The organism is Nitrospiraceae bacterium (genome assembly GCA_020632595.1).
Lineage (GTDB): Bacteria > Nitrospirota > Nitrospiria > Nitrospirales > UBA8639 > Nitrospira_E.
Map to the genome: position 1 here is coordinate 148,637 of JACKFF010000003.1, position 25,836 is coordinate 174,472.

Annotated in this window: 20 protein-coding genes and 1 other RNA gene; 18 read left to right on the forward strand and 3 right to left on the reverse strand. The window is 51.6% G+C overall.

Annotated features, from left to right (window positions below):
• Window positions 1-296 precede the first annotated feature (296 nt).
• The 3 genes from H6750_08135 to H6750_08145 all read left to right on the forward strand — a co-directional run bounded on the left by H6750_08135 (window position 297) and on the right by H6750_08145 (window position 3,350).
• Window positions 297-1,817, forward strand: coding sequence for a GGDEF domain-containing protein (locus H6750_08135; GenBank protein MCB9774282.1), 1,521 nt, complete (start codon window positions 297-299; stop codon window positions 1,815-1,817).
• A 55-nt stretch (window positions 1,818-1,872) separates the two neighbouring features.
• Window positions 1,873-2,793 carry an isoaspartyl peptidase/L-asparaginase gene (locus tag H6750_08140; protein ID MCB9774283.1) on the forward strand — a complete coding sequence of 307 codons (921 nt, stop codon included), beginning with the start codon at window positions 1,873-1,875 and terminating at the stop codon, window positions 2,791-2,793.
• Between the two features lie 113 nt (window positions 2,794-2,906).
• Complete coding sequence (locus H6750_08145; GenBank protein MCB9774284.1) at window positions 2,907-3,350, forward strand: VOC family protein; 444 nt, start codon at window positions 2,907-2,909, stop codon at window positions 3,348-3,350.
• A gap of 40 nt (window positions 3,351-3,390) precedes the next feature.
• On the opposite strand, the gene bcp is transcribed toward H6750_08145, so the two are convergent.
• Both bcp and H6750_08155 read right to left on the reverse strand, forming a co-directional pair.
• Window positions 3,391-4,062 carry a thioredoxin-dependent thiol peroxidase gene (gene bcp / locus H6750_08150; GenBank protein ID MCB9774285.1) on the reverse strand — a complete coding sequence of 224 codons (672 nt, stop codon included), beginning with the start codon at window positions 4,060-4,062 and terminating at the stop codon, window positions 3,391-3,393.
• A 537-nt stretch (window positions 4,063-4,599) separates the two neighbouring features.
• Window positions 4,600-4,986, reverse strand: a complete 387-nt coding sequence (locus H6750_08155) for a hypothetical protein (protein ID MCB9774286.1) — start codon at window positions 4,984-4,986, stop codon at window positions 4,600-4,602.
• 304 nt (window positions 4,987-5,290) lie between these two features.
• Between H6750_08155 and H6750_08160 the strand changes: the two genes are divergently transcribed.
• The 7 genes from H6750_08160 (at window position 5,291) to H6750_08190 (ending at window position 13,348) form a co-directional block, all read left to right on the forward strand.
• Window positions 5,291-5,749 (forward strand): Rrf2 family transcriptional regulator, encoded by a 459-nt coding sequence (locus H6750_08160; protein MCB9774287.1) that lies wholly within the window; start codon window positions 5,291-5,293, stop codon window positions 5,747-5,749.
• A gap of 101 nt (window positions 5,750-5,850) precedes the next feature.
• Window positions 5,851-8,361, forward strand: coding sequence for a sulfurtransferase TusA family protein (locus H6750_08165; protein ID MCB9774288.1), 2,511 nt, complete (start codon window positions 5,851-5,853; stop codon window positions 8,359-8,361).
• 6 nt (window positions 8,362-8,367) lie between these two features.
• A complete protein-coding gene (locus H6750_08170) occupies window positions 8,368-9,084 on the forward strand; it encodes a phosphoadenylyl-sulfate reductase (GenBank protein MCB9774289.1) in 717 nt (238 codons plus the stop codon).
• Window positions 9,085-9,163: 79 nt separating this feature from the next.
• Window positions 9,164-9,577, forward strand: coding sequence for a DsrE/DsrF/DrsH-like family protein (locus H6750_08175; GenBank protein MCB9774290.1), 414 nt, complete (start codon window positions 9,164-9,166; stop codon window positions 9,575-9,577).
• Window positions 9,578-9,591: 14 nt separating this feature from the next.
• Entirely contained in the window at window positions 9,592-10,680 is a 1,089-nt protein-coding gene (locus H6750_08180; GenBank protein ID MCB9774291.1) for a hypothetical protein, read from the forward strand.
• Complete coding sequence (locus H6750_08185; GenBank protein ID MCB9774292.1) at window positions 10,677-11,477, forward strand: sulfate adenylyltransferase subunit 2; 801 nt, start codon at window positions 10,677-10,679, stop codon at window positions 11,475-11,477. The genes H6750_08180 and H6750_08185 overlap by 4 nt, the downstream gene beginning before the upstream one ends.
• A 2-nt stretch (window positions 11,478-11,479) precedes the next feature.
• Window positions 11,480-13,348 (forward strand): GTP-binding protein, encoded by a 1,869-nt coding sequence (locus H6750_08190; protein ID MCB9774293.1) that lies wholly within the window; start codon window positions 11,480-11,482, stop codon window positions 13,346-13,348.
• A 193-nt stretch (window positions 13,349-13,541) separates the two neighbouring features.
• Here the strand turns inward: H6750_08190 and sugE are convergent, their stop codons facing one another.
• Window positions 13,542-13,862 carry a quaternary ammonium compound efflux SMR transporter SugE gene (gene sugE / locus H6750_08195; protein MCB9774294.1) on the reverse strand — a complete coding sequence of 107 codons (321 nt, stop codon included), beginning with the start codon at window positions 13,860-13,862 and terminating at the stop codon, window positions 13,542-13,544.
• 410 nt (window positions 13,863-14,272) lie between these two features.
• Between sugE and ssrA the strand changes: the two genes are divergently transcribed.
• The 8 genes from ssrA (at window position 14,273) to H6750_08235 (ending at window position 25,624) form a co-directional block, all read left to right on the forward strand.
• Window positions 14,273-14,601, forward strand: a transfer-messenger RNA (tmRNA) gene (gene ssrA / locus H6750_08200).
• Window positions 14,602-14,949: 348 nt separating this feature from the next.
• On the forward strand, window positions 14,950-15,402 hold the full coding sequence (locus tag H6750_08205; GenBank protein MCB9774295.1) for an LAGLIDADG family homing endonuclease: 453 nt from the start codon (window positions 14,950-14,952) through the stop codon (window positions 15,400-15,402).
• Between the two features lie 796 nt (window positions 15,403-16,198).
• A complete protein-coding gene (locus H6750_08210) occupies window positions 16,199-18,313 on the forward strand; it encodes an N-6 DNA methylase (protein MCB9774296.1) in 2,115 nt (704 codons plus the stop codon).
• A complete protein-coding gene (locus H6750_08215; GenBank protein ID MCB9774297.1) occupies window positions 18,310-19,449 on the forward strand; it encodes a restriction endonuclease subunit S in 1,140 nt (379 codons plus the stop codon). Before H6750_08210 ends, H6750_08215 begins: the two co-directional genes overlap by 4 nt.
• Window positions 19,450-19,472: 23 nt before the next feature.
• A complete protein-coding gene (locus H6750_08220) occupies window positions 19,473-21,575 on the forward strand; it encodes a hypothetical protein (GenBank protein MCB9774298.1) in 2,103 nt (700 codons plus the stop codon).
• A gap of 179 nt (window positions 21,576-21,754) precedes the next feature.
• Window positions 21,755-22,045 (forward strand): nucleotidyltransferase family protein, encoded by a 291-nt coding sequence (locus tag H6750_08225; protein MCB9774299.1) that lies wholly within the window; start codon window positions 21,755-21,757, stop codon window positions 22,043-22,045.
• On the forward strand, window positions 22,038-22,385 hold the full coding sequence (locus H6750_08230; protein MCB9774300.1) for a DUF86 domain-containing protein: 348 nt from the start codon (window positions 22,038-22,040) through the stop codon (window positions 22,383-22,385). The genes H6750_08225 and H6750_08230 overlap by 8 nt, the downstream gene beginning before the upstream one ends.
• 11 nt (window positions 22,386-22,396) lie before the next feature.
• Window positions 22,397-25,624 carry a type I restriction endonuclease subunit R gene (locus tag H6750_08235; GenBank protein ID MCB9774301.1) on the forward strand — a complete coding sequence of 1,076 codons (3,228 nt, stop codon included), beginning with the start codon at window positions 22,397-22,399 and terminating at the stop codon, window positions 25,622-25,624.
• The last annotated feature ends 212 nt before the right edge of the window (window positions 25,625-25,836 follow it).

The window sequence follows — 25,836 nt, forward strand, 5'->3', positions numbered from 1 at the left end:
ACATCACAATGATCTCTATCTCGAGGCTCTATGTTTTTCACTTACATTTTCCTTGAACTCGCGTTCTGGCTTCGAGCGGGTCAATCAGGAGGATGCCCTCCAAATTAAAAGGAGAGAAAACAATTTTCCTCTCCCGCCTATTCAGATGACATACAAATATGCCGAAATGCCAATGATCGGATAACACCATGAATATATCCTCGCGTTCATGGACCCCGGTAGTATGAGGATTTGTCGTTCCTCGGAAACAGAGTCTTTCGAGCCACTTCCGAAGGTCTTGTGACCAAGAGTCCTGTATGACACCAGAACTTGAAAAGAAACTCCAATCCTGCCCAAGTCTTCCAAGCCCGACTAACGTCGCCATACAAATCATCAAATTAGCCAACGAACCCGAAGTCGACATCGACCGTATCATTAAAATTCTGCATTGTGATCCGGCGCTGGCCAGCAAAATTCTACGAATCGCCAATTCTCCCTTATATCCTTATTCCAAAAAAATCGAGAATCTTCATCAAGCGGTCATGGTCCTTGGTCTCAACGCGACCATTTCTCTTGCCCTGTCCTTTTCGTTAATGAAATCGCTTCAGACCCATCGAAGGTCTGGCTTGGACTATTCGCTGTATTGGAAACGTGCCATCCTAGCTGGAACAGCCTGTCGTGTCCTTGGAGCGGCCTGTGGGTTGGCTGAAATCGAAGAGTTGTATCTTTCGAGTCTCATACAAGATCTGGGGATGCTCGCACTCGATCAGGTGTTCCTGGACCTCTATAATCCCCCGGAGCTGGATCAAACATGCCATGCCAGCATTATTGCTCACGAAAAACAATGTCTAGCGGTGAATCATGCCGCTGTGGGAAGTTGGCTCTTGACACAGTGGAACTTTCCAGACCGCATCCGATTAGCCATAGCCGGGAGCGATGACTCCTCCCGCATTCCCCCGCAAGATGAACGCGCGAAATTTGTCTATTGTGTGTCGCTGTCAGGGAAAATTGCGGAAATATTTCTACGCGAGTCTCATAGCGAATATCTCCAGGTTGTCAAAGAAGAAGCCCATAACTTACTGAATCTCACTCCAGAGGCGCTTATGGAGGTGCTGGAAAAGACCGAAGTCCTTATTCCAGAGACGGAGAAAATCTTTCAGACAGACCTACAGACGTGGACCGAACCTCAAGCCATTCTGGAAAAAGCCAGGGAGGCACTTCTCCTCCGAAGCCTTCAGACTATCAAGGAAGTTCAGGAACTCCAAATCAACAAAGCGACGATGGAAGCCCAATTCCAAAATTTGGAAGAAATCCACCGTAATGATCCCCTCACCGGCACCGTGGCAAGAGCTTACCTCGATCAATACTTAGACTCCTCTTTTAAACAGGCGCTCGCCAATGAAGAATGTTTGACCCTGGTATTTGGAGACCTTGATAAATTCAAATCCGTCAATGATACGTATGGACACCAGGCGGGGGATAGCATCCTTCAATCCACAGCACGTCTACTGCTTGCACAGGTTCGCACCACCGATATGGTCGGACGATACGGAGGAGAAGAATTCGTGCTCATTCTCCCGAAAACCTCATCACCCGCCGCTAAAATAGTGTGTGAAAGAATTCTCTCCGCATTTCGCAATACAACCCATGAAATAGCCAAAAATCAAAAGATTGGGGTCACCATTTCTCTGGGAGTCGCAACACACACCCCGGATATGCCCTATACCAATATCACCGCCCTGCTCCTTGCCGCAGACAAAGCCGCCTATCATTCTAAATCCCACGGTCGCAACCAGTGCACCTATTATGAGAAGATAAGAATTGAACAGCCGGCTTAACACTGGAAGCAGCATCGACCCGTCAGTCCACTTCATTTTTTAACTCCTTCGTCCTTTGGCTAATCCCACCATCATTCCGACTCCAAAAGTCCTGATCCATGGGGGTGCAGGCTCCCGGCAACCAACCCACAGTCAGTTAGTTTGCCTGACAGAGGCACTCATGAAGGGACATGAATGCCTCAAGGCAGGGCATTCATCATTAGATGCGGTAGAAACCATGATCCTCTACCTGGAAGAATCGGGACAGTTTAATGCCGGGCGAGGATCGCTTCGACAACTCGACGGGATTCAACGGATGGATGCATCGATCATGGACGGGCAGACCTTATCGGCTGGCGGTGTAGCAGGGCTGGAAGGATATCTTCATCCAATCTGCGCCGCACGACGGATCATGACCGATACCGACCATGTATTGATAGTTGGCCCACATGCCAATCGATTGGCTGGGCATTTTGGTTTAGCCCGATTGGTCCATCTGAAAAGTTCGACTCCACTGAGGAACAAACGGGGTTCACGAAACAGGATTAATCCTAAAACCCAAGCGCTTTACCGTCAGTTAGGATTGTATGACACCGTCGGGGCGGCCGCTCTAGACTGTGCCGGCCATCTTGCCGCAGGGGCCTCATCAGGAGGAGTGGCGGTCATGTTACCTGGCCGTGTTGGAGATACCCCCTTAATTGGCGCGGGCGTGTATGCCGATGATACCGCCGGGGCCATTTCCATGACGGGCTTAGGAGAATCCATCATACGAGCCGGCATGGCCAAACATTTGGCTATCCTGCTCGGGCTAGGCTGGACGCCAGTAAAAGCTGCTAACTATGCACTGAAGGCACTCGTCAGCCGAGTACAGGGAGAGGCCGGATGCCTCGTCCTCGATCGCACTGGAAGGTTTGCGATTCGGCATACCACTCCATGGATGAGCGCCGGGTATTGGAATGGCCGTGGTAAGCCTGTAGTCAAAAATCGCTTTTCCTGAAAGTGCTTCGTGCCCATTTTTTATTGACCGCTCAACCTTAGCCATCTATAAACAGCAACATATTTTCATTGATCATCCGAAACATGGGATAATTCCTTAAAGGAAGTAATAATATGGCTTCTTCCACCTTTCATCTCTCCATTCCGGTTAAGGATATCGATTCCACCAAAGAATTTTATGTTCAAGGCCTGGGATGCGGCTCGGGCCGCCAGTCTTCCGTCGCCATCACATTAAATTTTCATGGCCACCAAATTGTGGCCCATGTGACCAAGGACCTTGGCCCCCAACAAACCAGTATCTACCCCCGACATTTCGGATTAATCTGCCGGACAGAAGAGGAGTGGAATGAACTCCGGAATCGGGCCCAAACGAATAGCCTCCTATTTTTCCGTGAACCCCGTCGACGATTTTCTGGCACCCCTCTCGAACACTTAACGTTTTTTCTGGAAGATCCGTCGCATAATCTGCTTGAATTCAAATATTACCTCAATGCGAATGCCATCTTCGGGGAAGAGACTTTTTCCCAAATCGGGGACGCCCATGAAATGCATGGGTAGGAGGTTTTCCTTCATCTGTTCCTCATTTTTCAGGGCCACACTATCTGAGGGCTTGAAGCACTTCCGTAAAATGCCCGTTCACTTTGACCTTAGGGAAAATGTTCCTTATGGTCCCGTCCTCATTTATTACCACTGTTGTTCGCTCAATCCCCATATATTTTCGGCCATAAAGTGACTTCTCTTTCCATACCCCATAGGCCTGAATCATGGCCTTGGATTCATCACTTAACAAGGGAAAATTGAGTTGAAATTTATCGGAAAACTTCCGGTGGGAGGAGACTGAATCCGCACTCACTCCGAACACAATGGCACCGCTCTTTCTCAATTCCTGAATACCATCCCGAAACGAACAGGCCTCTGTCGTACATCCGGGGGTGTCATCTTTCGGGTAGAAGTACACAACCACTTTTTTCCCTCGAAGCTCAGATGAATTCACAATGCGTCCAGTATCATCGGGCAGAGAAAAAGCAGGAGCAGGATCCCCAACCTGCAATTCAGACGTCGCCGCTGGGCGTGGACTCTGTTGCGCGGGTTTTTTCGTTTTAGGGGTAGATGCCGTTTTGATTTTTGTTGATGGATTTCGAGACCCTGATAGCCCCTGACTCTTTGATGGGGAACGCTTGGGTGCTGCCTTCTTTTTTGTAGCCACCTTTGGTTTTGATGGTAACGATTCCTTCTTCTTAGGCTGGGGTTTTTTCACTTTGGATGCCATAGGATCCTCCTCTCATGACTAGTGGGTAAAACGTGCCGTGATAAATCTTTTGCTGAATGAAACTACCTTGACTCAATACAGGACAATCTTCGCATCGTTTTGGTAAAGAGGTTTAGTGTACAATGAATAAGAGGTTTTATTCCTCCATTTTTTTTCAAGGAAGCGGGCCACATGGCCCCCATCCCTGCGGAGGAATGGATCGCAGATAGGGTTGATGTCCTTCGAATTCTTTGGGCAGACTATCCCTTGAACCCCCACCTCATTAGATTTTTTCTGACAGTTAATTTTGATATCACCGCGCTCAGACTTGGAATTTCAAACCTATGCGTATTACTCTTTATCGCTCACCAGCCCCTATCGGGCATTGGCAAAGTGGAGGGATCCCCACTTTTTGGCCCTTTAAAGGCGCCATAATACCAGGAAGGAAAATGCTGACCGGGGTTAACAATTAGACTCAGGAAAGAACCAACGCAGCATCGGGGTTTCAAGACATCTCTCCACAAACGGAGGATTTGAGTTGGAAGGTATCCCCCGAGCTTAGCCGATGGGCTTTTCAGCTCGGAAGGATGAAGAAGTTAAGGAAGTGTATTCTCGAAGGCGCAATTCTAATGCTTTTATTACTTCGTCTTTCTGCTTGAGATCCATAACCAGAAGATTATTCTGCACTTTGGTATTCTGCAGCTCATTTTGCAAACTTTGTATCGCCGGATGCACCTGATCCAACTTTTCTTTTGTAGCTTGTAGTTCCCGTTCGAGTCTTTCCTTCGTTTCCTGTAGATCACAAGCAATAGACTTTTTCGCTTTCTCCATGGTCGATAAGTCATTCTCCAACGATTTCAGCCGATCCTCAAGCATCATCTTCTCTTCCCGGATAGACTGCACAATGGTATGGACTTCTTCAAGCAGATCAGAAAGGTCTTTCATCTCATCCGTCCTCACAGCTCCCAAACATTGCAACCGGCGACTCTTGTCCGGGGCTTTCCCCAGTCATGGTATCGGCCTATTTTTGCCCAATATTTAGTGGCCCTACGACTATGATTGTTGTTTAGTTTTTAGCTTAAATTAATGCCTCCCTGCTGTTAAATCCCTCCAGGAGGCAAAACTTCAGACACCCTTTTTTACCCGCCCCATCTTTTTTGAGTAAAAGAACGACTCATATTTCTTGACAAATGTTTTCTACAAATTTTATATTGCCCATTATCCCTATCGTTTTAGTATGAATTAAAGAATGAACAAGTTTCCGATCAAAGTCACCTATGGAATTATGGCCACAATTGAGCTAGCAAAGCAGGACAGGTCCATTCCCCTTCAAGCCAAAATCATCGCTCAGCGACAGGGGATACCATCTCGCTTTATTGAGCAAATCCTTCAGCACTTGAAACAAGCCGGGATTATTAGGAGCCTTCGAGGTGCGCAAGGAGGGTATACCCTGGCACAACACCCCGGTCAGATTTCCCTGGCGGATTTAGTCAATTCAATGAATGGGTGGGCGACAGAACCATTGCTGCAGCATGGGCACACTAACGGCCATTCGGACAGCCGCCAGGTTCCGAACGTCTTACTTTCAAATATCTGGCAACAGGTTCAAGAGGCGGAGCAGGCAGTTCTGCGGGGCATTTCCCTACAAAAATTGGTCGAACAGTATGAAACGCTCGAAACCCAGCGCTGCCTGATGTATCATATTTAGCTTTGGCAAAGGACGGACCATTCCAGGGTTGGACAGAAATCAGGGCATTTTTTTTGCCACCCTAGAAATTTACCCCTCTATACGGGATTTGGAGAATTACCATGAACACCTCACCGGTCACCACCCGCCCTCCTGTTCACACGGTTCCGATACCCCAGGAAATTCTTGAAGAAATAGAAACTTTCGAAGATGAGGTCAATCGCCTGCAATCAGGTGACACTCCAGCCGACGTGTTCAAACCGTTTCGACTCCAATACGGCATTTATGGTCAGCGCCAGGCGGATGTTCAGATGGTCCGAATCAAGATTCCCTTTGGGGGTCTGAATGCCAATCAACTACGCCAAGTGGCAGACATTGCGGATACCTTTGCCACCGGCGTGGGACATGTCACGACGCGGCAGGATATTCAACTGCACTTTGTTCCACTCCGCCACGTTGGGACCATCATGCGAAAACTGGCGGAAGTTGGACTCACTACTCGGGAAGCCTGCGCCAATACCGTCCGGAATGTCACAGCCTGTGCGTTGGCAGGAGTATGCCCCGGCGAAGTGTTTGACGTGACCCCCTATGCGAAAACCGTGGCTTATCATTTATTACGGAATCCTCTCAACCAAAGTCTTCCCCGCAAGTTTAAGATTGCGTTTTCCGGCTGCAAGCAGGACTGCGCCCTCACCCCCATCCACGATGTCGGACTTCTGGCTGCTCGCAATAGCGAAGGGGTTCCGGGATTCAAAATGGTCGTTGGAGGCGGATTGGGGTCCACTCCGCGCCTCGCCAAGGTGCTTCATGAATTCGTGCCCATGGAAGAATTAATTCCCGCCATCGAAGCCATGCTCAAGGTGTTTGATAATTTAGGCAATCGAAAAAACCGAAGCAAAGCCCGGATGAAATTTGTCATTGACAAATTAGGGTTTGAGGAATTTTCTCAACGATGGAAAGAGACCTACGATGCCATGTTGCAATCCGGCGCCACCAAACTTGGATTGAAAACAGCCCCGTATCCTGATGATCCTCCCTTAGTAATGCCGACGAAATCCGGGAACGGCACCTCCACCCATGGCAATGGGAACAACCGCCCTCATGGCTCATCAACACATGAAGATCCCTCATCTCAAGAGGCGTTCGATCATTGGTGTGCAACCAATGTGATTACGCAACGCCAGTCAGGCTATAGAACAGCGGTAGTGAGACTTCCCTCCGGTGATATCACGTCTGAGCAAATGTTTGAACTGGCCGATCTCGCCGAACGGTATGCCAACGGAAACCTTCGTACCACCATCAATCAGAACATCATGGTGCGATGGCTTCCCGAACTGCGTCTCCGGCAATTCTATGACGAATTAGTCGCTCATGGGTTGGGCGACCCTGGAGCTGAAGGCGTCGCAGATATCGTCTCCTGCCCAGGGACCGACACCTGCGGACTGGGAATCACCTCTTCTAAGGGACTGGCCCGAGCGCTGGCAGAAGTGTTCCCTGCCGGAAAAATCGCAGAAGACCTTGAAGGGGTGAACGTAAAAATCAGTGGCTGCCACAATTCCTGCGCTCAACATCATATCGCCACAATCGGATTGCATGGAGTCGGCAAACGCATTGGAGACCATGTGGCGCCAGTGTATGAATTGCACCTTGGGGGACGGGTCAACGGCACAGCCAAAATTGCCCAACTCATTGTGAAGGTTCCCGCGAAGAATGTCCCCGCTGCCGTCCAGCATCTGCTCGATCTTTACCGCCGGGATAGAAAAAATGGGGAATCCCTCCTGACCTTCATTGATCGCACCGGAAAACTCCAACTGAAAGATGAACTGATCCCCTACACCATTCTTCCCACATATCAAGAGGATCCACAATTCTATGTTGACTGGGAAGGCGATGAGGAATTTTCGGTTGAGGACCTCGGACCCGGCGAATGCGCCGGGGGCGCATTGGAGATGATCGACAATCGGATCCTAGAAGCGGAACAAGAACTCTATCAAGCACGCCTGCTGGCTGAAAAACACCAATACGCGTTTGCCATCAACAAAGCCTATCGAGCCGTGGTGGCAGGAGCAAAAGCCATCCTTGTCACAGAAGGGATTGATCCGAATACGGATGCCGACACCTTAGCGGAATTTGACAAGTTGATTGTGGCCAAGGGTCTCATGCCGGCGGAATACCACAATCTGGCCATGACCGTGGGCGATCTGGGGAACAAAGACGCCTCGGCTGACCTGACACAAGGAAAAATCGCATTTACCAAAGGGTTCGTGGACCTCTGCCGGACCGTTTCGGACCAAATCGGCCAGGACCTCAAGTTGGCTCCTGCTGAACCGGAACAAAAACCCACTGAATCAACCAGGACGGTACCCACGTCACCTGAAAAGGGATCCTCCCCATCAGGCGTGCCCGTCTACGACCTGCGGGGCGTGGCTTGCCCCATGAATTACGTGAAGACCAAGTTGAAATTAGAAATGATGGACCACGGTGACCAGTTGGAAGTATGGTTGGACAGCGGCGATCCGATTCGCAACGTCCCAGTGAGTCTTCGAAACGATGGCCACAATGTACTCAAACAGGAACCCATAGACCCCGACGAGCGGCATTTCCGAGTGTTAGTGGAGAAAGTGGAACTGTAAAACGACATGGCTCTTTTCCTCAATACCCATCCGACTCCGGAAGAACTGATCGCCGTCAATCGATCCCTGGAGGACCAGACTCCTCGGAAGATTGTCGAGACCGCAATTGCGGAATATGGGGGAACGATTATTCTGGCCTGTAGTTTTGGGGCCGAGGATGTTGTTCTGGCCGATATGATGTTTCGCTCGAATCCGGGCAGCACACTCTTTTATTTGGATACCGATTTTTTATTTCCTGAAACCCATGCGGTTCGGGATCGGATAATTCAACACTATCAGTTAAAGGATGATCAGATTATCCAGGTCAAATCAACGCTCAGTCCTTCCGAACAAGCCACAAAATTTGGGGAAGCCTTATGGCTTCGGGACCCCAATCAATGTTGCGCACTCCGAAAGGTTGAGCCTCTCACATGCATCCTGGCAAAGTATGCGGCGTGGATGACGGGTATTCGTCGTGATCAATCACCCACTCGTGCCAATGCCGCTATTGTCGAGTGGGATACAAAGTTTGGCCTTGTAAAATTCAACCCCTTAGCCGCCTGGTCATGGGAACAGGTCTGGGAATACGTTCGCACGAATGCCGTTCCCTATAATGTATTACATGATCAACACTATCCCAGCATTGGATGTACCCATTGCACGGCACCAGTCATGCCAGGAGAAGACCCACGCTCCGGCCGATGGAAAAATTCGGAGAAAACCGAATGTGGGCTTCATCGATGATCATCCGGCCACGTGACCATGCCGTCATTCATAACCTCATAATTATTTTTCTCAATCAAGTAGCTATTGGAGACCGCCAGTGAAAAAAATTGCCGTCATTATTACGAGAGGGGGTTGGAATAACCTTTTCCAAGCCTGTGAGTGGATCGCCCTGGCAGCAGCCAGTGGCACCGAGGTGAGTGGCTATTTCCGTGACGAAGCCGCCGGTCGAATGACCAAAACCAAGATCAAAGAACTGACCATGTCCCCGGAGTTTAAAGGGCGGGAAGGCTTTGTTCGTGAACTCTTGAAAAAGGAGGATAAAGCGGACCTCTCCAAACTCATGCAAACCTCTAAAGAAAAAGGAAACGTCAAATTTTCGGTGTGTAAGGATTCTCTCAAATATTTTGGAGTGAAAGTCGAAGAACTCATTCCGGAATTAGATGAAGTGCAAACCGCCGAAGCCTTCTGGAAAGAAGCGGTTCTTCCCGCTGACCAGGTTTTGACCTTTTAACCCGGAATCATGGCATGGATCATCTGATTGCAAAAATTGGAAAAGGGCTGAAGGGTGCCAAGGATTTGACCTGGGACGAGGCCAAGTTTGCTCTGAACGCCATCATTGAAGGGCAAGCCACTGACGTTCAGGTGGGAGCGTTTTTGATGGCCATGCGTATCAAAACGGAATCCATCAGCGAACTCGCCGCGTTCACCACAACGGTCCGCAGGTGGGCGCCACCGATTCCTCTCCCGCATGCCGAAAACATTGTGGATCTTCCTCTCTATGGAGAAAAGCACAACACCATCCATGTGGTCATCGCCGCAAGTCTTGTCGCGGCTGCAGCCGGCGCAGGTCTTTTCATGCATGGCGTAGAAAACCCCGACCTTCCCTACGATCTTCCGCAAGTCCTCCGTCACTTACAGCTTCCTATCGCCAATACTGCGGCTGAAGCCATTGAACATGGCACACAATCGCCCTGGGTGTACATGGATTTAGCAGGATATCATGCACCATTAACCAAATTACTGGATCTGCGTCAGGCATTCGGATTGCAAAATCTGTCCCATCAGGTGTCCAGACTACTGAACCCGGCCAGGGTCGGCTCACAAGTCATTGGGATTTCCCATCCTCCATACCTGGATAAAATGGTGGAAGCCTTGGACATGCTGGGCACGAAGCGGGCCTTGATTATTCAAGGAGTCGAAGGATTTCCCGAACTGTCCCTCTCGGCCCCCTCCATGGCGCGCGAATTACGAAGCGGGCATATTTCATCGTTAGTCTTTCGTCCCGATGATGCCGGATTCCGATCCGGACCATTTCAAGCCATGAGTTCCACCATCAATGGGCCGGGATCCGGGAACCCGCAACATGAAGCCCACTTGATAACGCAATTACTCGTCGATCGCCAGAAAGGCGACCGCCGGAACTGGGTAATCATGAATGCCGCCTTACTGATGTATGCCGCAGGGTTGGCTTCCTCTCTCGCCCAAGCCACACCACTTGCCCAGGATACACTGGATTCCGGCAAAGCCGGAGCGTTCTTTACCGCCCTGGCCCAAGGGCGCCCTCCACAGTCCAAATTCGTTGTTCCCCCTTCACCGGCGGTGGTGCCCGCATGAACCATATCCGCCAGTTAGAAGATCAAAGCGTCTATATCCTGCGGGAGGCCTACAAAAACTTTGACAACCTGGCCATGCTGTGGTCTATGGGCAAAGATTCTACCGTGTTATTGTGGCTGGCCAGAAAAGCATTTTTTGGCCATGTGCCCTTCCCCTTACTCCATGTCGACACCAGCTATAAAATTCCCGAAATGATTGAATATCGGGATCGCCTCGCACGCGAATGGCGATTAAATCTGGTCGTGGGCCAAAACAAAAAGGCCCTGGCCGAAGGGATGAATCACACGAAGGGACGAGTGGAATGTTGCACGGCCTTAAAAACCCTTGGGTTAAAACAATTGCTGGAAGAAAAGGGCTACACGGGGGTCATCTTGGGTGTGCGATCGGACGAAGATAGTACCAGGGCGAAGGAGCGGTATTTCTCCCCGCGGGACAAAAACAATGAATGGGATTTTCGCGATCAGCCCCCCGAACTTTGGGATCAATATAAACTTTCGTTTCCTCCCGGCACCCATATCCGGATCCATCCCTTGTTGGATTGGACGGAGATCAATATTTGGGAATACATCAAATTAGAAAATATTCCCTTTCTGGATAATCTCTATCTGGATCAAGGCACCGGCAAACGCTATCGCAGTCTGGGGTGCGCCCCATGCACGACACCAATTGATTCCACCGCGAAAAATGTGGATGAGGTCATCATTGAATTACGCAACACCAAGGTGGCGGAGCGGGCAGGACGCGCACAGGACGAAGGACGAGGCATGGAACAATTACGCAAAGATGGATACATGTGAATATGACGGTCACACCAGCCATAGGCCAATCTCAGAACACTCCCCAGGACAATTCCATCCGGGAGAGAATGAATATCGTGATCGTGGGTCACGTCGACCACGGCAAATCCACGCTGTTGGGTCGTCTCTATGCCGACACCGGAACCTTACCAACCGGCAAGATCGAAAAAATCCAGGCCATTTGCAAGCAACAAGGCAAAGAATTCGAATACGCCTTTCTTTTTGATGCGTTTTTAGAAGAGCAACAACAGGGAATCACCATCGACACGGCCCGGACCTTTTTCTCCTGGGGAGGACGACAATACATCATTATTGACGCCCCAGGACATAAGGAATTCTTGAAAAACATGGTGTCAGGGGCCGCTCGTGCCGAAGCGGCGCTATTGGTCATTGATGCCCTGGAAGGCGTGCGCGACCAATCTAAACGGCATGGGCTGTTGCTCTCCATGTTAGGAGTGAAACAGGTGACGGTGGTCGTCAATAAAATGGACCTGGTCAATTACCGGGAAGACACCTTCCACGCCATCGAAAAAGAATACCGGGAATTTCTCACCCAATTGAACGTCATTCCCCAATACGTCATCCCCGCGAGCGCCAAACAGGGGATCAACATCATCAAACCAAGCCCGGAAACTCCGTGGTACACCGGACCATCCGTCTTGGATTCCCTGGCACATTTCCATCTGGAATCCAAACGTGCCGAACTCACGCTTCGTCTTCCCATCCAGGACGTGTATAAGTTCGATGCCCGCCGGATTTTAGTCGGCCGGATCACGGCAGGAAAACTCAAAATTGGGGACCGGCTGGTCTTTTCCCCCTCCAACAAGTCCGCCAATATCGAAACAATTGAAGCGTTTAATATCGATCCACCGCCAACTCAAGCCGAAGCCGGCCAATCCGTCGGCATTACCCTGGATGAACAAATTTTTGTAGAACGAGGGGAAATTGCGACACACGAAAATGCCAGGCCGCTGGTCTCCACCCGCATTCGTGCCAACTTATTCTGGTTAGGAGGGCGTCCTTTAGAAACCCGCCGGCCCTATGTCTTACGACTGGCCACCAGGGAAGTCCCCTGCGAAGTGGCAAACATTCATCGCATTGTGGACGCCACCAATTTAGACGACCGACAGACGCAGACCACCGTGAAGCGGAATGAAGTAGCCGATATCACACTTCGGACCAAATCTCCCCTCGCCTTTGATCTCTATGCGCAGTTCGAGACAACCGGCCGCTTTGTGTTGGTGGACGAATACGATGTGGCAGGAGGGGGAATCATCACGGAACTGGTCCAGGATGACCAGGAAGATTTTCGAACGGAGGCACGCGAACGGGATTCCGCATGGGTCAAGGGAGATGTGGGAGCCGAAGACCGGGCCCAACATTATGGACATCGAGCGGCTGTGGTCTTACTCACCGGGCCCGATGTGACTGCGAAAGGATTTCTGGCTCGGAAACTGGAAACCGTGCTCGTCGCGGAAGGCCGGCATGCCTACCTTCTCGCGCCGGAGAACCTGCAACGGGGACTTGATGCTGATCTCGTTGACACGAAACCGGATGAAATCATTCGACGGTTTGGCGAAGTCGTGCGGTTGCTGACCGATACAGGCTCACTGGTGATTTCCACAACCAATGCCCTCAAAGAACCGATGAAACACATCGTACAAACCGTGCAAACGTTGGTGAACCCGATCCCGGTCATCACCATCCACATGGCCAAAGATATACAAGGGCCTCAACCGGATACCGATCTGATCTTTGCAGGGCCGGAAAATTTCGACGACTGCACTCACCAAATCATTGATTTACTCAAATCCAGGGGGATTCTCACTGAACCTCCCAGGGGCCGTGCCGACTTTCAGTACTCCATTTAAGCACCCCCCCACCCGAACCGAAGCATCTCCCGTTTTCAGCCTTCCTACCGGCAAAATGGTAAACATACCCCCTTTCTTCCGATGCGGGCTCTTTGCGAAAACGGGAAACCCACCCCTCACATATTCCTAGCCGCCTCCCTTTACATCTGAAATCACAGGGCGATAAGAAAAAGAACCCAAAAAGCTTCTTTGATCAAGAAGGATCAGACAACTTTAATCCCGCAATGCCCACAATAATGAGGGTAATACAGACTAATCTGACAGCATTTTTCGGCTCATCAAATAACAAAATACCCAAGAGAACCGTGCCCACAGCACCAATTCCCGTCCATACCGTGTAAGCGGTTCCCATCGGGATTACCCGGAAAGCCAACGACAGGCAAATCATACTGACGGCCATGGCCACCACGGTGCCAACACTCGGCCATAACCGGGTAAACCCATCCGTATATTTCAATCCCGTGGCCCAGATGATTTCAAAAATTCCTGCCACCACCAACAACGTCCACGCCATAGGTCTCTACTCCTTCCTCTTCTCCGCTCATGAAATTGAATGGCATCACCCACCCTAAAAATCATTCTCCACCCCATCCCACAGGGTACGAGAAAAATCACAACTGAAGGAGATTATCCCAAAAGAAGGATCCCGGAACACTGAAAAAATTTTAACCTGGAATGAACGGAGCGTGAGAGTGCCTCAAACTTCAACGGGCTCCAGGGTTGCAGCAGCAAAAAAATCAGGACGGAATTGAAGGTCTTGGCCGCTTGCCACACATTTGCTTGATCTTTCTTCTATAGTGGCTATCTTATCAAGAGAACAACCTTCCCAAAGATAATGTTTATGAATTTAAAGGGAGGATCAGTGTATAATAAAAAGACTCTCCGATTGTCAGAGAGAAAAGGTTGAACGTTAACAAGGGGGTGACTGGCTTCGACGGGAATCAAGAGGTCAACAGAGCGTGTCGAGCTCTCGGAGTCTCGTAAAACCTTCGGGAAAACATTAAGTGCCAACGATAACTTGGCTCTCGCGGCTTAATTGACCGCGACGTCCCTCCTCTCTTTGCCTGCGGGTGAGGAAGGGGCGTCACACTGCAGGCTGGTCCAAGGCCGGTGCTCAGCGGCGGCGGACGAGAACATTCTGGGCTAGCGGGTGCTCTAAGCCGGTCGGTGGGCGTGGGCAACTGCGAATAACAAATCATCGGCTACACACGTAGGGCTGTTGCGCTGAATGTTCTCGGACAGGGGTTCGATTAACAAACATGGTCGCCCCGGGGAGCAATCCTCGGGTGAACACGGGGCTCATTCGGTGAACCCTACCGCCTGGACACACCGGGCCATGGCAACGCCGAGGGGTCGAAGGAGGCTAACTTCTTTGGCCCTGTAGAGACTCAGAGACCCGCTGGTCCTTAGATGAGCGGGCACTCGGAGCATCATCTGATGCTAAGACGCCCCGCATCCCACGTGGATGAAGGCATAGTCCGGCCCACGCTGAAAAGCATGGAACATCCGTCCCCTCACCTCCACCAATCGGCCTCTGGATCACACGATCCGGAGGCCTTTTTTTTGTCCAGCCCACCTCCTACAATGGCACGGGAAATTTCATGACCTACCTAACTGTAAAAACACTGTCACCCCTGGATGCGGGCTATCTCGCAGGAATAATCGATGGAGAAGGCACCATCACCCTCACGCAAAGAAATCAAAATAAACAGCGAGGTTTGGTCGTAACGGTAAGCAGTACGGAAATGAGCATTCTCAAGCATGTCCAAGAAATCACTGGAGTAGGGAAAATCACCAACAAACGAGTTACCAAAGCCAACCACACTCCCAGCTTCACCTACCAAGTCGCCAATCGCCAGGCCCTGGACATCTTAAAACAAATCGCGGCCCATCTTAGATCATATAAAGCTGATCGTGCCCGCCTAGCCCTTCAAGACTATACCCGACTCACACCAAGAAATGGCCGATACTCACCCGTCCAGCTTCAAGAACGAACCCAGTTTATTGAAAAATTTTTGACCATACGAGCAGATACTGTGAGAGCATTGCCTTAGAGGACTAGAAAATTTTTCCCCGGAGGCGACTACACCCATCACCCTCCCATTTCCCTGACCATGCAAAAAAATCGCCCGGATTGGATGGCACCAGACCAGTCAAGTGGCATATTTCTTTAAACCTGTAAAAAGGAAACAGCGGGGCATACCCCAACCATGCGTTCTCATGGAGGCCACAGAAACAAGACCCGACAAACTCCAGAGTAGACCCGATATTTAGACGACCCGGAACATTTGCTATGAAAACCTGCAATAAGCTGAGTTTCCTTTCCTACCTTCATGTTCATGAAATTACCTTGTTCACGAAACATGAACAATTAAATTAAGTGAACGAAAAGCGCCCATCCCACCAAGCCTTCTGGATGTCCAGATCGAATTTTTTGGTGGAACAATAAGAGTTAAATGCTATAGTTCCCCAAACATTTCATAAGGATACAGCGTGGATACCCCTTAAACAGTTCACTTATGGCAGCAGAAACCAACACCGACAAATGCGGTAAGAACCCGATAACTGGACGCCCCAGAGCGTTGGCTATAGCTGCCCATAACGAGCTCCATGGGGACACGAACACACCGCAACATAACGAGGCCTGTTGAATATTTCATGCCCTGGCCTCATAAAGACGACAGGGAAGATGCCCTGCATCAGTGAGATGGAAGGTTCAAAAAAGTTCGTTCAGCAAGGCCGCAGCCATTTTGACGCGCGGAGCGTACTCTCGGTACGTGAGCACGGCAAAATGGCGAGAACGCCGCTGACGGCTTTTTTCAACCTTCCGTAACGAGAACCCAAACCGCCATGTCCCAACTCGAACACATCGAAGCCATTGAAACACGTCTCTGGAGCGCTGCCGACAACCTGCGCGCCAACTCCAACTACGCCAGCAATGAATACTTCCTGCCCGTGATGGGTCTGGTGTTCCTCCGCCATGCCTACAGCCGCTATCTCACGGTAAAAGCCAAGATCGAGCCGACGCTTCCCAGTCGGGGCGGCAAAACGCGTGCATTGACCAAGGAAGACTTCTCCCAGCAAAGCGCCATTTATCTGCGGCCACAGGCCCAGTTCGACTACCTCGTGTCCTTGCCCGATAGCGCCGATCGGGCCAAGGCCATCATCGAGGCCATGGAGTCTATCGAAAAGGATTACGACAACCTGCGCGGCATCCTGCCCAAGAGCGAATACCAGGAGTTGGAAAAGCAGGTGCTCGGCCAGTTGCTGCGCACCCTCAACCCCGAGGAGCTGAAAACCGTCAAAGGCGATGTCTTCGGCCGCATCTACGAATATTTCCTCACCCAGTTTGCCGACCAGAAGGCCCATGATGCCGGTGAGTTCTTCACCCCCCTTTCCCTGGTCTCGCTCATCGCCCATGTGCTCGACCCGGAGCGCGGCACCGTGCTGGATCCAGCCTGCGGCTCCGGCGGCATGTTCGTGCAGAGCGCCCGCATCGTCGAGGAGCACGGCGACAGCCCCACGGAAAAACTCACCTTCCGCGGCCTGGAGAAAAACGCCACCACCATCCGCCTGGCCAAGATGAATCTGGCCGTGCACGGCCTGGAAGGCGACATCCAGAAGGCCATTACCTACTACGAAGACCCGCATGAACTGGTCGGCAAGGCCGACTACGTCATGGCCAATCCGCCCTTCAACGTGGATGAGATCGACGCCGACAAGGTCAAATCCGACCCGCGCCTGCCCTTCGGCCTGCCCGGCGTCAATAAGGGAGGCAAGGTCAGCAACGGCAACTACATCTGGATCAGCTACTTCTACAGCTATCTAAATGACAAGGGCCGCGCCGGCTTCGTCATGTCTTCGCAGGCCTCCAGTGCCGGAGGCGGTGAGGCGAAAGTGCGGCAGAAGCTGGTGGAGACCGGCGACGTGGATGCCATGATTGCCATCCGCTCCAACTTCTTCTACACCCGCAGCGTGCCCTGCGAACTGTGGTTTTTAAACCGCAACAAACCCAAGGACCACAAAGACAAGGTGCTGATGATCGACGCGCGCAACGTCTACCGCAAGGTCACACGCAAGATCTACGATTTCTCGCCCGAGCAGCAGCAAAACCTGCAAGCCATCGTCTGGCTCTACCGGAAAGAGACCGATCGCTACCTGCAATTAATCTCGCAGTACCTCGGCAAGGTCGCCGACGAAGCGCAAGCCTGTTTCGAAATCAAGGACGACCTGGGCCAGACATACCAGCCCCTGCCCGCCTTCAGCACGGCGCTGAAGGCCTTGCGTAGCACCCTCGAACCATTTCTGAAAAGTCAGCCCAAAACCGGGCCGCAGACGGAAGTGCTAAAGGAATTGGAAAAGGAAACCTCCCTGTTCGAGCAGGACATCGACCAGTTCCGCAAGTCCGCCCGGCAGGCCGCCAAACAATGGGAAACCGCACCCGATACTAACGCCGCATTACTCAAGCTCGCCAAGACGTTCGAACCCATCGCCGAACAAAGCCGCGACCTCATCAAACAGACCGACCTCATCTACAAACTCGCCACACGCCTCATCGACACGTGTGAAAAGGAATGTAACACCAAAGAGAGCGAGGCCTGGGTCAGCCGCGACATCACCCGCGCCCGCAAGGCCGCCGATGAAGCACGCGTGCTGGCCATCGAACAGCTTAAACAGGTGCGCTACTTCTGGAAACAGGCCCACTGGCTCACCGAACGCTTCCCCGACGCCCAATTGCGCGACGTAGAAGGCCTGGTCAAACTGGTTGACCGAAAAGAAATAGAAGCCAACGACTGGAGCCTCACCCCCGGCCGCTATGTCGGCGTCGCCCCCGAGGAAGTGGACGAAAACTTCGACTTCGAGGAAACCCTGCGCGAGATCCATGTCGAGCTGGAAGACCTCAACGCCGAAGCCGTCACCCTGGCCGCCACCATCAAAAAGAATTTTGAGGAATTGGGGGTATGAAGTTCACTCCATACAAGCTGGGGGAATTCTGTCGGATGAAGTACGGTAAGATGCCACCAAAAGAAATTCTTTCTGAGGAAGGGTTTCCTGTTTTTAGCGGCTATCGAATAACTGGATATGCTAAAGAGTATTTATTTGACGAGCCTAGAGTCATCATAGTTGCACGTGGTGTTGGTGGAACTGGTGACGTAAAAATGTCGCCAGAGAAATCATGGATAACTAATCTGGCTATAGTTTTAGATCACGACCCAAAAGTTGTAGATAAAAAATTTCTCCTATATCGACTTGGTATTGAGCCACTGAAAGACAAATTGAATACGGGGGCAGCCCAAGCCCAGATAACGATTGATTCGCTTACTCCATATGTCCTTCCATTGCCTGAGCTAGAAGTACAAAGCCGCATCGCCTTCATCCTCTCCGCCTACGACGACCTGATCGAAAATAACCGGCGGCGGATACAGTTGCTTGAACAGGCCGCACGGCTCCTCTACAAGGAATGGTTCGTCCACCTCCGCTTCCCCGGCCACGAACACACCAAAATCCAAAACGGCATCCCGGAGGGGTGGAAAGCTGGGACGATAGGTGACCTAGGAGAAGTAATAACGGGAAAAACTCCTAGTAAAAAAGAGCCAGAGAATTACGGCAACGACTTGCCCTTTATTAAAACTCCAGACATGCATGGAAATGCGATTGTTGTTCATACAGAGGAGTCGCTTTCTGAGGAAGGGGCAAAAACCCAGGCCAACAAGACATTACCGCCACGTTCGATTCTTATTTCTTGCATTGGCACAGTTGGAGCAGTGGCATTCAACGCTTCGCCAGCTCAGACTAACCAGCAGATTAATAGCATCGTTCCTGCCAGCGACTCAGTTACATATTGGGCTTACTTCATGGCTAAGGATTTGAGGCCTTTGCTCGAAGGAATGGGTGGCGGTGCAACCATGGCAAACGTGAACAAGTCAAAATTTTCTGGAATCAAAATCGTTATTCCTTCTCGGCAATTACTTGAGCTTTACTTCGATTTCGCAAAGCCAGTTTTTGACCAAATTGAAAATTTGACGATCAGCAATGCGCGACTCGCCAAATCTCGCGACCTGCTCCTGCCCCGCCTAATGAACGGCGAACTGATCTTCTAACCTAGCCGCATGGAGCGTCGAAGATGAAATGGAAATCATTAATATCGACGCAGAATCTCAAACTCGCGTGGCGGCGCATCAATACCGGACGCAACCTTCAATACAAGCGTTTCTTTCGCGATTCATATCTGGTGTATGAAAGTTCCGTCGACGAACACCTCAAGGAGCTTCACAAGGCATTAGTGGCGAAGGCGTGGGAGCCCAGTCATGCAACACGAATATATCTTCCCAAACCCTCTGGTTTACAGAGGCCGCTATCGCTACTTGGAATCGAAGATCAGATTGTCCTTCAAGCCATCGCCAACCATTTCGCCACAAAACTGTATAAAAAGAGGCAGCGTGTCGAGCTGGATACGGTATTCAGCAACAAGCAGACGAGTCCTCAAGACTCCATATTCTTTATAGAACGTTGGCAAACGACCTATAGTGCCTTCCAGGTTAAATGTACCGATGCATTCAATAAGGGGCTAAAGTGGTCAGCGCATTTCGATCTGTCCGCATATTACGACACAATTTCCCATGACCTGTTGTTGTCCAATGTGTCTCCCAGCTGCAATGAACCAGGCACTTTATCCATCATAAAAGACTGGCTTCGGGTCTGGTCGGCGGACAATATTGCGGCCATGACAGGGCATGGTATTCCCCAAGGGCCTATAGCATCGGATTTTCTTGCTGAGATATTTTTCTTGCCGATCGACATTCAATTGCAGAAAGCCTCGTTTAGCTACCTCCGTTATGTGGATGACATACGACTGTTCGGGCGCTCTGAAAACGAAGTGCGTGAAGCGGCAATTCTGCTCGAACAGGAATGCCGCCATCGTGGCTTGATCCCACAAAGTTCAAAATTTGCGGTGCGTGAACTTAATTCCGCCGATGAAGCGATGGGTTCGTTGCCAAGTATTGCGCCATCTGACGGAAAAGATGCCGCAGAAAAGGTCATGGGTGCGGCCGAGGCGAGAAATATTCTGACGTCAGCGATAGGTGGGCGGCCGCAGCGAGTCAGGAATAAATCCAGGTTTCGCTATGTGATGTATCGTGCCGCTGAAGACACGCAAATACTGGATACAGTACTCAAGTTATTGCCGAGACACCCTGAACATATCGATGCATTTGTCGCCTACTTTTCAAGCTATGGCAGGAGTCTCCGCATCGCCAGGGCAGCGATCGATTACTTGGAGAGCGGGGTTCCTTATTCTTACGTCCGGGGTGAGCTTTGGCATATCGTCGCGCGCCTCGGCGGATCGGCGGAAATGCGACGCGCCCTTCCGTTGGCGCGTAAAGATGCCAGAACTAGGAAGCGCTGCGTGGTTCTGTCCTGGGGGGTGATGCATTTCCTGATAAATTGCGAGGCAAAAGAATTGATTTGTGATAGGCGCAAACTAGGGATAGAGCACCCAATCAGCAGGAGCCTGCTTACACCTGTTTTCCAGAATCGGGAGTTCGCAAAAGGGGGACATGCTGCTGCTTTGCTGAAAGGTACCCTAATGGAACAACTGGCAGGTTGCCGTGAGTTGCAGAGAAGAAAGGTAACACTTGGTTCGCTCGGGCTTAGGCAAAGAGACTTGCCGCATACTTGTAGTCGTACACTGAAGTCTCTTGGTGTCATACGGCGACAACATCGACGCATAACGAGAGACTGGATCGGTGAGGCCCTGGCGTCGCTCTATGGTTGTAGGCGTACTTTGATTTGGCGGGACCTGCTTGGGACTGAGTATGAACACGCTTGGCAGGTTCTTATAAATGCCAAAGCACACTTTCCTGGAGCCTATTCAGAGTGGCTTGGTTGGCAGGACAGTTTTTCTGATATTGTTACCCGACAATTTTTCGATTTCCTAAAGCGGAAAGGGTTGCCTGGCTATTCGAAAATTCAGGATAAGAACGGTAAATTGGTGAAATATGGGCAACTGATTTCAACAGACAGTCCATTGGATAAAACATATCCCGCTTTCGCAAAAGATCTTCGAGACATACATCGGCGCAGGAACCAATTGCCTGGATCCCACCCTTACGATGAGAAGGGTGGAGCCAGGAACAAGTGGTTAACCAAGAGGGAGCGAGGCTTGCTGGTGCCAAAGATAAAAAATGCCTTTGATGCCATTTCTACCATTGTTCAGGAGAATAATTAGATACTGGTGAAAATGTGAGCACCTACACCGAAGACACCCTCGTCCAGCAAACCACCGCCAATTACCTGGAGCAGCAGCTCGGGTGATAGTCGGAATTCGTCAGGAATTATGCGAATGTTGGGTAAAATTGGCGCTATGATACGGTAACCCATGAACACGAAGGCGATAAGGTGCAACAGATGAGAAGAGAACAGGTGATAACGATGCTGGAGGAGCACAAGGGGACCCTGTGTGAACGCTTCGGTGTCACGGCTCTCGCCCTGTTCGGCTCAATGGCTCGGGATACGGCTGACGAGGGCAGCGATGTCGATATTCTGGTCTCATTCGATGGGCCGGCCAACTCGAAGCGATTTTTCGGGGTACTGTTCTATCTGGAGGATCTACTGGGCTGTCCGGTGGATCTGGTGACAGACAAGGCGCCACGGCCGGAACTGCGCCCGTATGTGGAAAAGAATGCCATCCATGTCTGATTCGCGTGACTCGCAGAGAGAATGGCGTTTCTATCTTCAGGATATGATTGGTTTTGCGGAGAAGTGGTTATCGTATACCGATGGCATGGACCAGCAACAGTTTGTCGACAGCGGTATCACGTACGATGCCACGCTGCGCAACCTGGAACTCATTGGCGAAGCGGCCAGCCGAGTACCGGACAACATCCGTGCGGCGCATGCGGACGTTCCCTGGCGGATGATCATTGCCACCCGTAACCGATTGACTCACGCTTATCTGGGAATTGATGACGATATGATCTGGAGTATTATCCAGGATGACCTACCCGCTTTGATTCCAAAACTGAAAAAAATCGTTTAATCGGTTTGTCGATGCCCTACACCGAAGACACCCTTGTCCAGCAAACCACCGCCAATTACCTTGAGCAGCAGCTTGGGTGGCAGTCGCTGTTGGCCTGGAATAACGAGGACTTCGGGCCGGACAGTCTGCTCGGGCGGGCCTCCGACCGTGAGGTGGTGCTGACGCGACCGCTTCGCGCAAAGCTGGTGGCGCTGAATCCTGGCCTCCCGGATGCCGCCTATGACGATGCGGTGCGACAGATTACGGCCATTGTCGCCTCGCAAACCCTGGTTGCCACCAACCGCGAGAAGTATGCACAGATGCGCGATGGCGTGCTGATCACCTTCCGCAACGACAAGGGCGAGCGGGTACACCAGCGGCTATGGCTTTTTGATTTCAAAGAGCCGGAGAACAATGATTTTCTCTGCGTGCGCGAGCTGTGGGTGCGTGGCGATCTGTACCGGCGTCGGGCTGATATCGTCGGCTTCGTGAACGGCCTGCCGCTGCTGTTTATCGAGTGCAAGAACATCCACAAGAATCTCAAGACCGCTTTCGAGAAAAACTTCTCCGATTATCGCGACACCGTTCCGCACCTGTTTCACCACAACGCGATGGTGATGTTCGGCAACGGCCAGCAGGCCAAGATCGGTTCCATCACCAGCCGCTGGGAACACTTCAACGAATGGAAGCGGCTGGCCGAGGAAACGCAGGGCGCGGTGGACATGGAAACGCTGCTCAGAGGTGTGTGTGCCAAGCGCAATTTCCTCGACCTGGTGGAAAACTTCATCCTGTTTGATGAGTCCGCAGGGGAACCCAAAAAGATTATCTCCCGCAACCACCAGTTTCTCGGCGTGAATCGGGCGATCGACTCGGTACGCGACCGCAAGGCACGGCTGGGCAAGTTGGGTGTGTTCTGGCACACACAAGGCTCGGGGAAAAGCTATTCGATGGTGATGTTCACCCGGAAGGTCCACCGCAAGCTGGGCGGCAACTTTACCTTTCTGGTGCTGACCGACCGCGACGACCTCGACACCCAGATCTACAAGACCTTCACTAATTGCGGGGTGATCAGCGATCATGAGAATTGTCGCGCCGCCAGCGGCCATCACCTGAACGCGCTGCTGACCGAACACAAAGCCTATGTGTTTTCGCTGATTCAAAAGTTCAACCAGAAGGTGGAGCCGGAGCAGCCTTACAATCCACGCGACGACATCATTGTCATCACCGACGAGGCGCACCGCACACAGTACGGTACGCTGGCGCTGAACCTGCGCAATGCTCTGCCAAACGCCAGCTATATCGGGTTTACCGGCACGCCCTTGTTTAAAGACGACGAGATTACCCGCCGTGTGTTCGGCGAGTATGTCTCAACCTATGACTTTCAACGCGCCGTGGATGACCACGCCACGGTGCCCCTCTATTACGACGCCCGCGGCGAGAAGCTGGGCATTGCCATTGGCGACCTCAATGAACGCCTTGCCGAAAAGCTTGAAGAGATTGAAACCGACTGCATCGACGTGGAGCAGCGCCTAGAAAAGGAGCTGAAGCGCGACTATCACATCATCACTGCCGGGAAGCGCCTGGATCAGGTGGCGCGGGATTTTGTGCAGCACTATTCCACCGCCTGGGAGACGGGCAAGGCCATGCTGGTGTGCATCGACAAGGTGACCTGCGTGCGCATGTACAAGTTGATCGGCTTTTATTGGAATGCGCGCATTCAAGAACTGGCAAAAACACCCGCGGCCGATGAACAGGACGAGCTGTTTCGCCAGTGTCAGATTGCTTGGATGCGCGAGACCCGGATGGCCGTGGTTGTGAGCGAGGAACAGGGCGAGGTCGCCAAGTTCAACAAGTGGGACCTGGACATTACTCCGCACCGCAAGCTGATGAAAGACGGGATCGATCTGCCGGAATCCATGCGTGCCAAGCCCGAATACCGCAACATGCAGACCATGGTGCTGGATGATGCCTTCAAGGCCGAGGAACACCCGTTGCGCGTGGCCATCGTCTGCGCCATGTGGCTCACCGGCTTTGATGTGCCAACCTTGTCGACCTTGTATCTGGATAAGCCCCTTAAGGCTCACACGCTGATGCAGGCCATTGCACGCGCCAATCGCGTGGCCGAGGGAAAGAATAACGGCCTGATCGTGGACTATTGCGGTATCCTCAAGCACCTGCGCCAGGCGCTGGCCACGTTTGCCGGGATGCGGCCGGAAGGCGAAGGCGGCGGGACCGAGCCAGCTCGGCCCGAGGAAGAGTTGCTAGCCGATTTGGCCGAAGCGATCACCTTGGTGCGAGTCTTTCTGTCTGACCGGCATGCTGCGCTGGATGACGTGATCATAAAGAGCGGCTTTGAGCGAAATGCCGCCATCATTGCCTGCAAAGAGGCGGCTAATGAAAATGACGAAACCCGCAAGCGCTTCGAGGTCATGTGCCGCGAAGTGTTCAAGAAATTCAAAGCCTGTATCAATGTGCCGGGGGTGAACGCCTGCCGCACGGATCGGGATGCGATCAATATCGTGTATAAGAGTCTGCAACAGGATCGTGAGCAGGCGGATATCACCGATATCATCCGCCAGCTGCACCAGGTTGTAGATAAGGCCATCGAGGTGCGATCCGATCGCGCGGCTGAACCTTCCAGACCTTACGACATCAGCAAGATTGATTTTGAGCGACTGCGGCAAGAGTTCGACCGCAGTCCGAAAAAGAACACGACGGTGCAGAACCTGCGCGAGGCGGTCGAGCAGCGTCTGCAACGGCTTTTGCGGCAAAACCCCTTGCGCACCAACTTTCAGCAGCATTATGAGAATATTGTGGCAGAGTACAACCGAGAGAAAGACCGGGTGACCATCGAGCACACCTTCGAGGCCCTATTCAAGCTGGTGCAGGAACTCGATGATGAAGCCCACCGCGCCGTGCGCGAGGGGCTGAATGAGGAGTCACTGGCCATCTTCGACCTGCTGAAAAAGCCGGATCTGAAGCCACCCGACATCCAACGCATTAAGGCGGTGGCCACACAGTTACTGGCCCGGTTAAAGGAAGAGAAATTACGGGTTGATCAGTGGCGCGAGAAAGAAGCGACCCGGGATGCCGTTCGCCAGGCGATATATGATTTTCTCTGGAACGAAAATACCGGCCTGCCGATAGATTGCTTTGCCGAACAGGATGTGGAGGTCAAGACTGAAGAAGTTTTCCGTCATATCTATCGTACCTATCCGACCCTGCCTTCCCCGTATTTCACGGCACATGCGGCAATGTGACCTGCTAGGTGCACCACAACACCCTCACTTTGTAAGTTCTATTCTTCCTCTCCTTAGTCACCTCAATTAGATGAGTTTTACTCTTCGCTTTTTTTGGGATCCGCTCTCGAGTCATTTAGACAAATTTTTTTTGCTCCTTCCCAGTGGTTATGGATGAAAACAGATGAAGTGAAAACCATACTCATGGAGGGCAAACCCTACAGTTTATGGCT

Bases quoted from the DNA above. Each gene is read 5' to 3' on its own strand.
- H6750_08180 (MCB9774291.1), top strand. From the start codon at position 9,592: ATGGATCATCTGATTGCAAAAATTGGAAAAGGGCTGAAGGGTGCCAAG.
- H6750_08135 (MCB9774282.1), top strand. From the start codon at position 297: ATGACACCAGAACTTGAAAAGAAACTCCAATCCTGCCCAAGTCTTCCA.
- H6750_08190 (MCB9774293.1), top strand. From the start codon at position 11,480: ATGACGGTCACACCAGCCATAGGCCAATCTCAGAACACTCCCCAGGAC.
- H6750_08220 (MCB9774298.1), top strand. From the start codon at position 19,473: ATGAAATGGAAATCATTAATATCGACGCAGAATCTCAAACTCGCGTGG.
- H6750_08205 (MCB9774295.1), top strand. From the start codon at position 14,950: ATGACCTACCTAACTGTAAAAACACTGTCACCCCTGGATGCGGGCTAT.
- bcp (MCB9774285.1), bottom strand. From the start codon at position 4,062: ATGGCATCCAAAGTGAAAAAACCCCAGCCTAAGAAGAAGGAATCGTTA.
- H6750_08155 (MCB9774286.1), bottom strand. From the start codon at position 4,986: ATGAAAGACCTTTCTGATCTGCTTGAAGAAGTCCATACCATTGTGCAG.
- H6750_08165 (MCB9774288.1), top strand. From the start codon at position 5,851: ATGAACACCTCACCGGTCACCACCCGCCCTCCTGTTCACACGGTTCCG.
- sugE (MCB9774294.1), bottom strand. From the start codon at position 13,862: ATGGCGTGGACGTTGTTGGTGGTGGCAGGAATTTTTGAAATCATCTGG.
- H6750_08145 (MCB9774284.1), top strand. From the start codon at position 2,907: ATGGCTTCTTCCACCTTTCATCTCTCCATTCCGGTTAAGGATATCGAT.
- H6750_08160 (MCB9774287.1), top strand. From the start codon at position 5,291: ATGAACAAGTTTCCGATCAAAGTCACCTATGGAATTATGGCCACAATT.
- H6750_08185 (MCB9774292.1), top strand. From the start codon at position 10,677: ATGAACCATATCCGCCAGTTAGAAGATCAAAGCGTCTATATCCTGCGG.
- H6750_08225 (MCB9774299.1), top strand. From the start codon at position 21,755: ATGAGAAGAGAACAGGTGATAACGATGCTGGAGGAGCACAAGGGGACC.
- H6750_08170 (MCB9774289.1), top strand. From the start codon at position 8,368: ATGGCTCTTTTCCTCAATACCCATCCGACTCCGGAAGAACTGATCGCC.
- H6750_08230 (MCB9774300.1), top strand. From the start codon at position 22,038: ATGTCTGATTCGCGTGACTCGCAGAGAGAATGGCGTTTCTATCTTCAG.
- H6750_08215 (MCB9774297.1), top strand. From the start codon at position 18,310: ATGAAGTTCACTCCATACAAGCTGGGGGAATTCTGTCGGATGAAGTAC.
- H6750_08235 (MCB9774301.1), top strand. From the start codon at position 22,397: ATGCCCTACACCGAAGACACCCTTGTCCAGCAAACCACCGCCAATTAC.
- H6750_08210 (MCB9774296.1), top strand. From the start codon at position 16,199: ATGTCCCAACTCGAACACATCGAAGCCATTGAAACACGTCTCTGGAGC.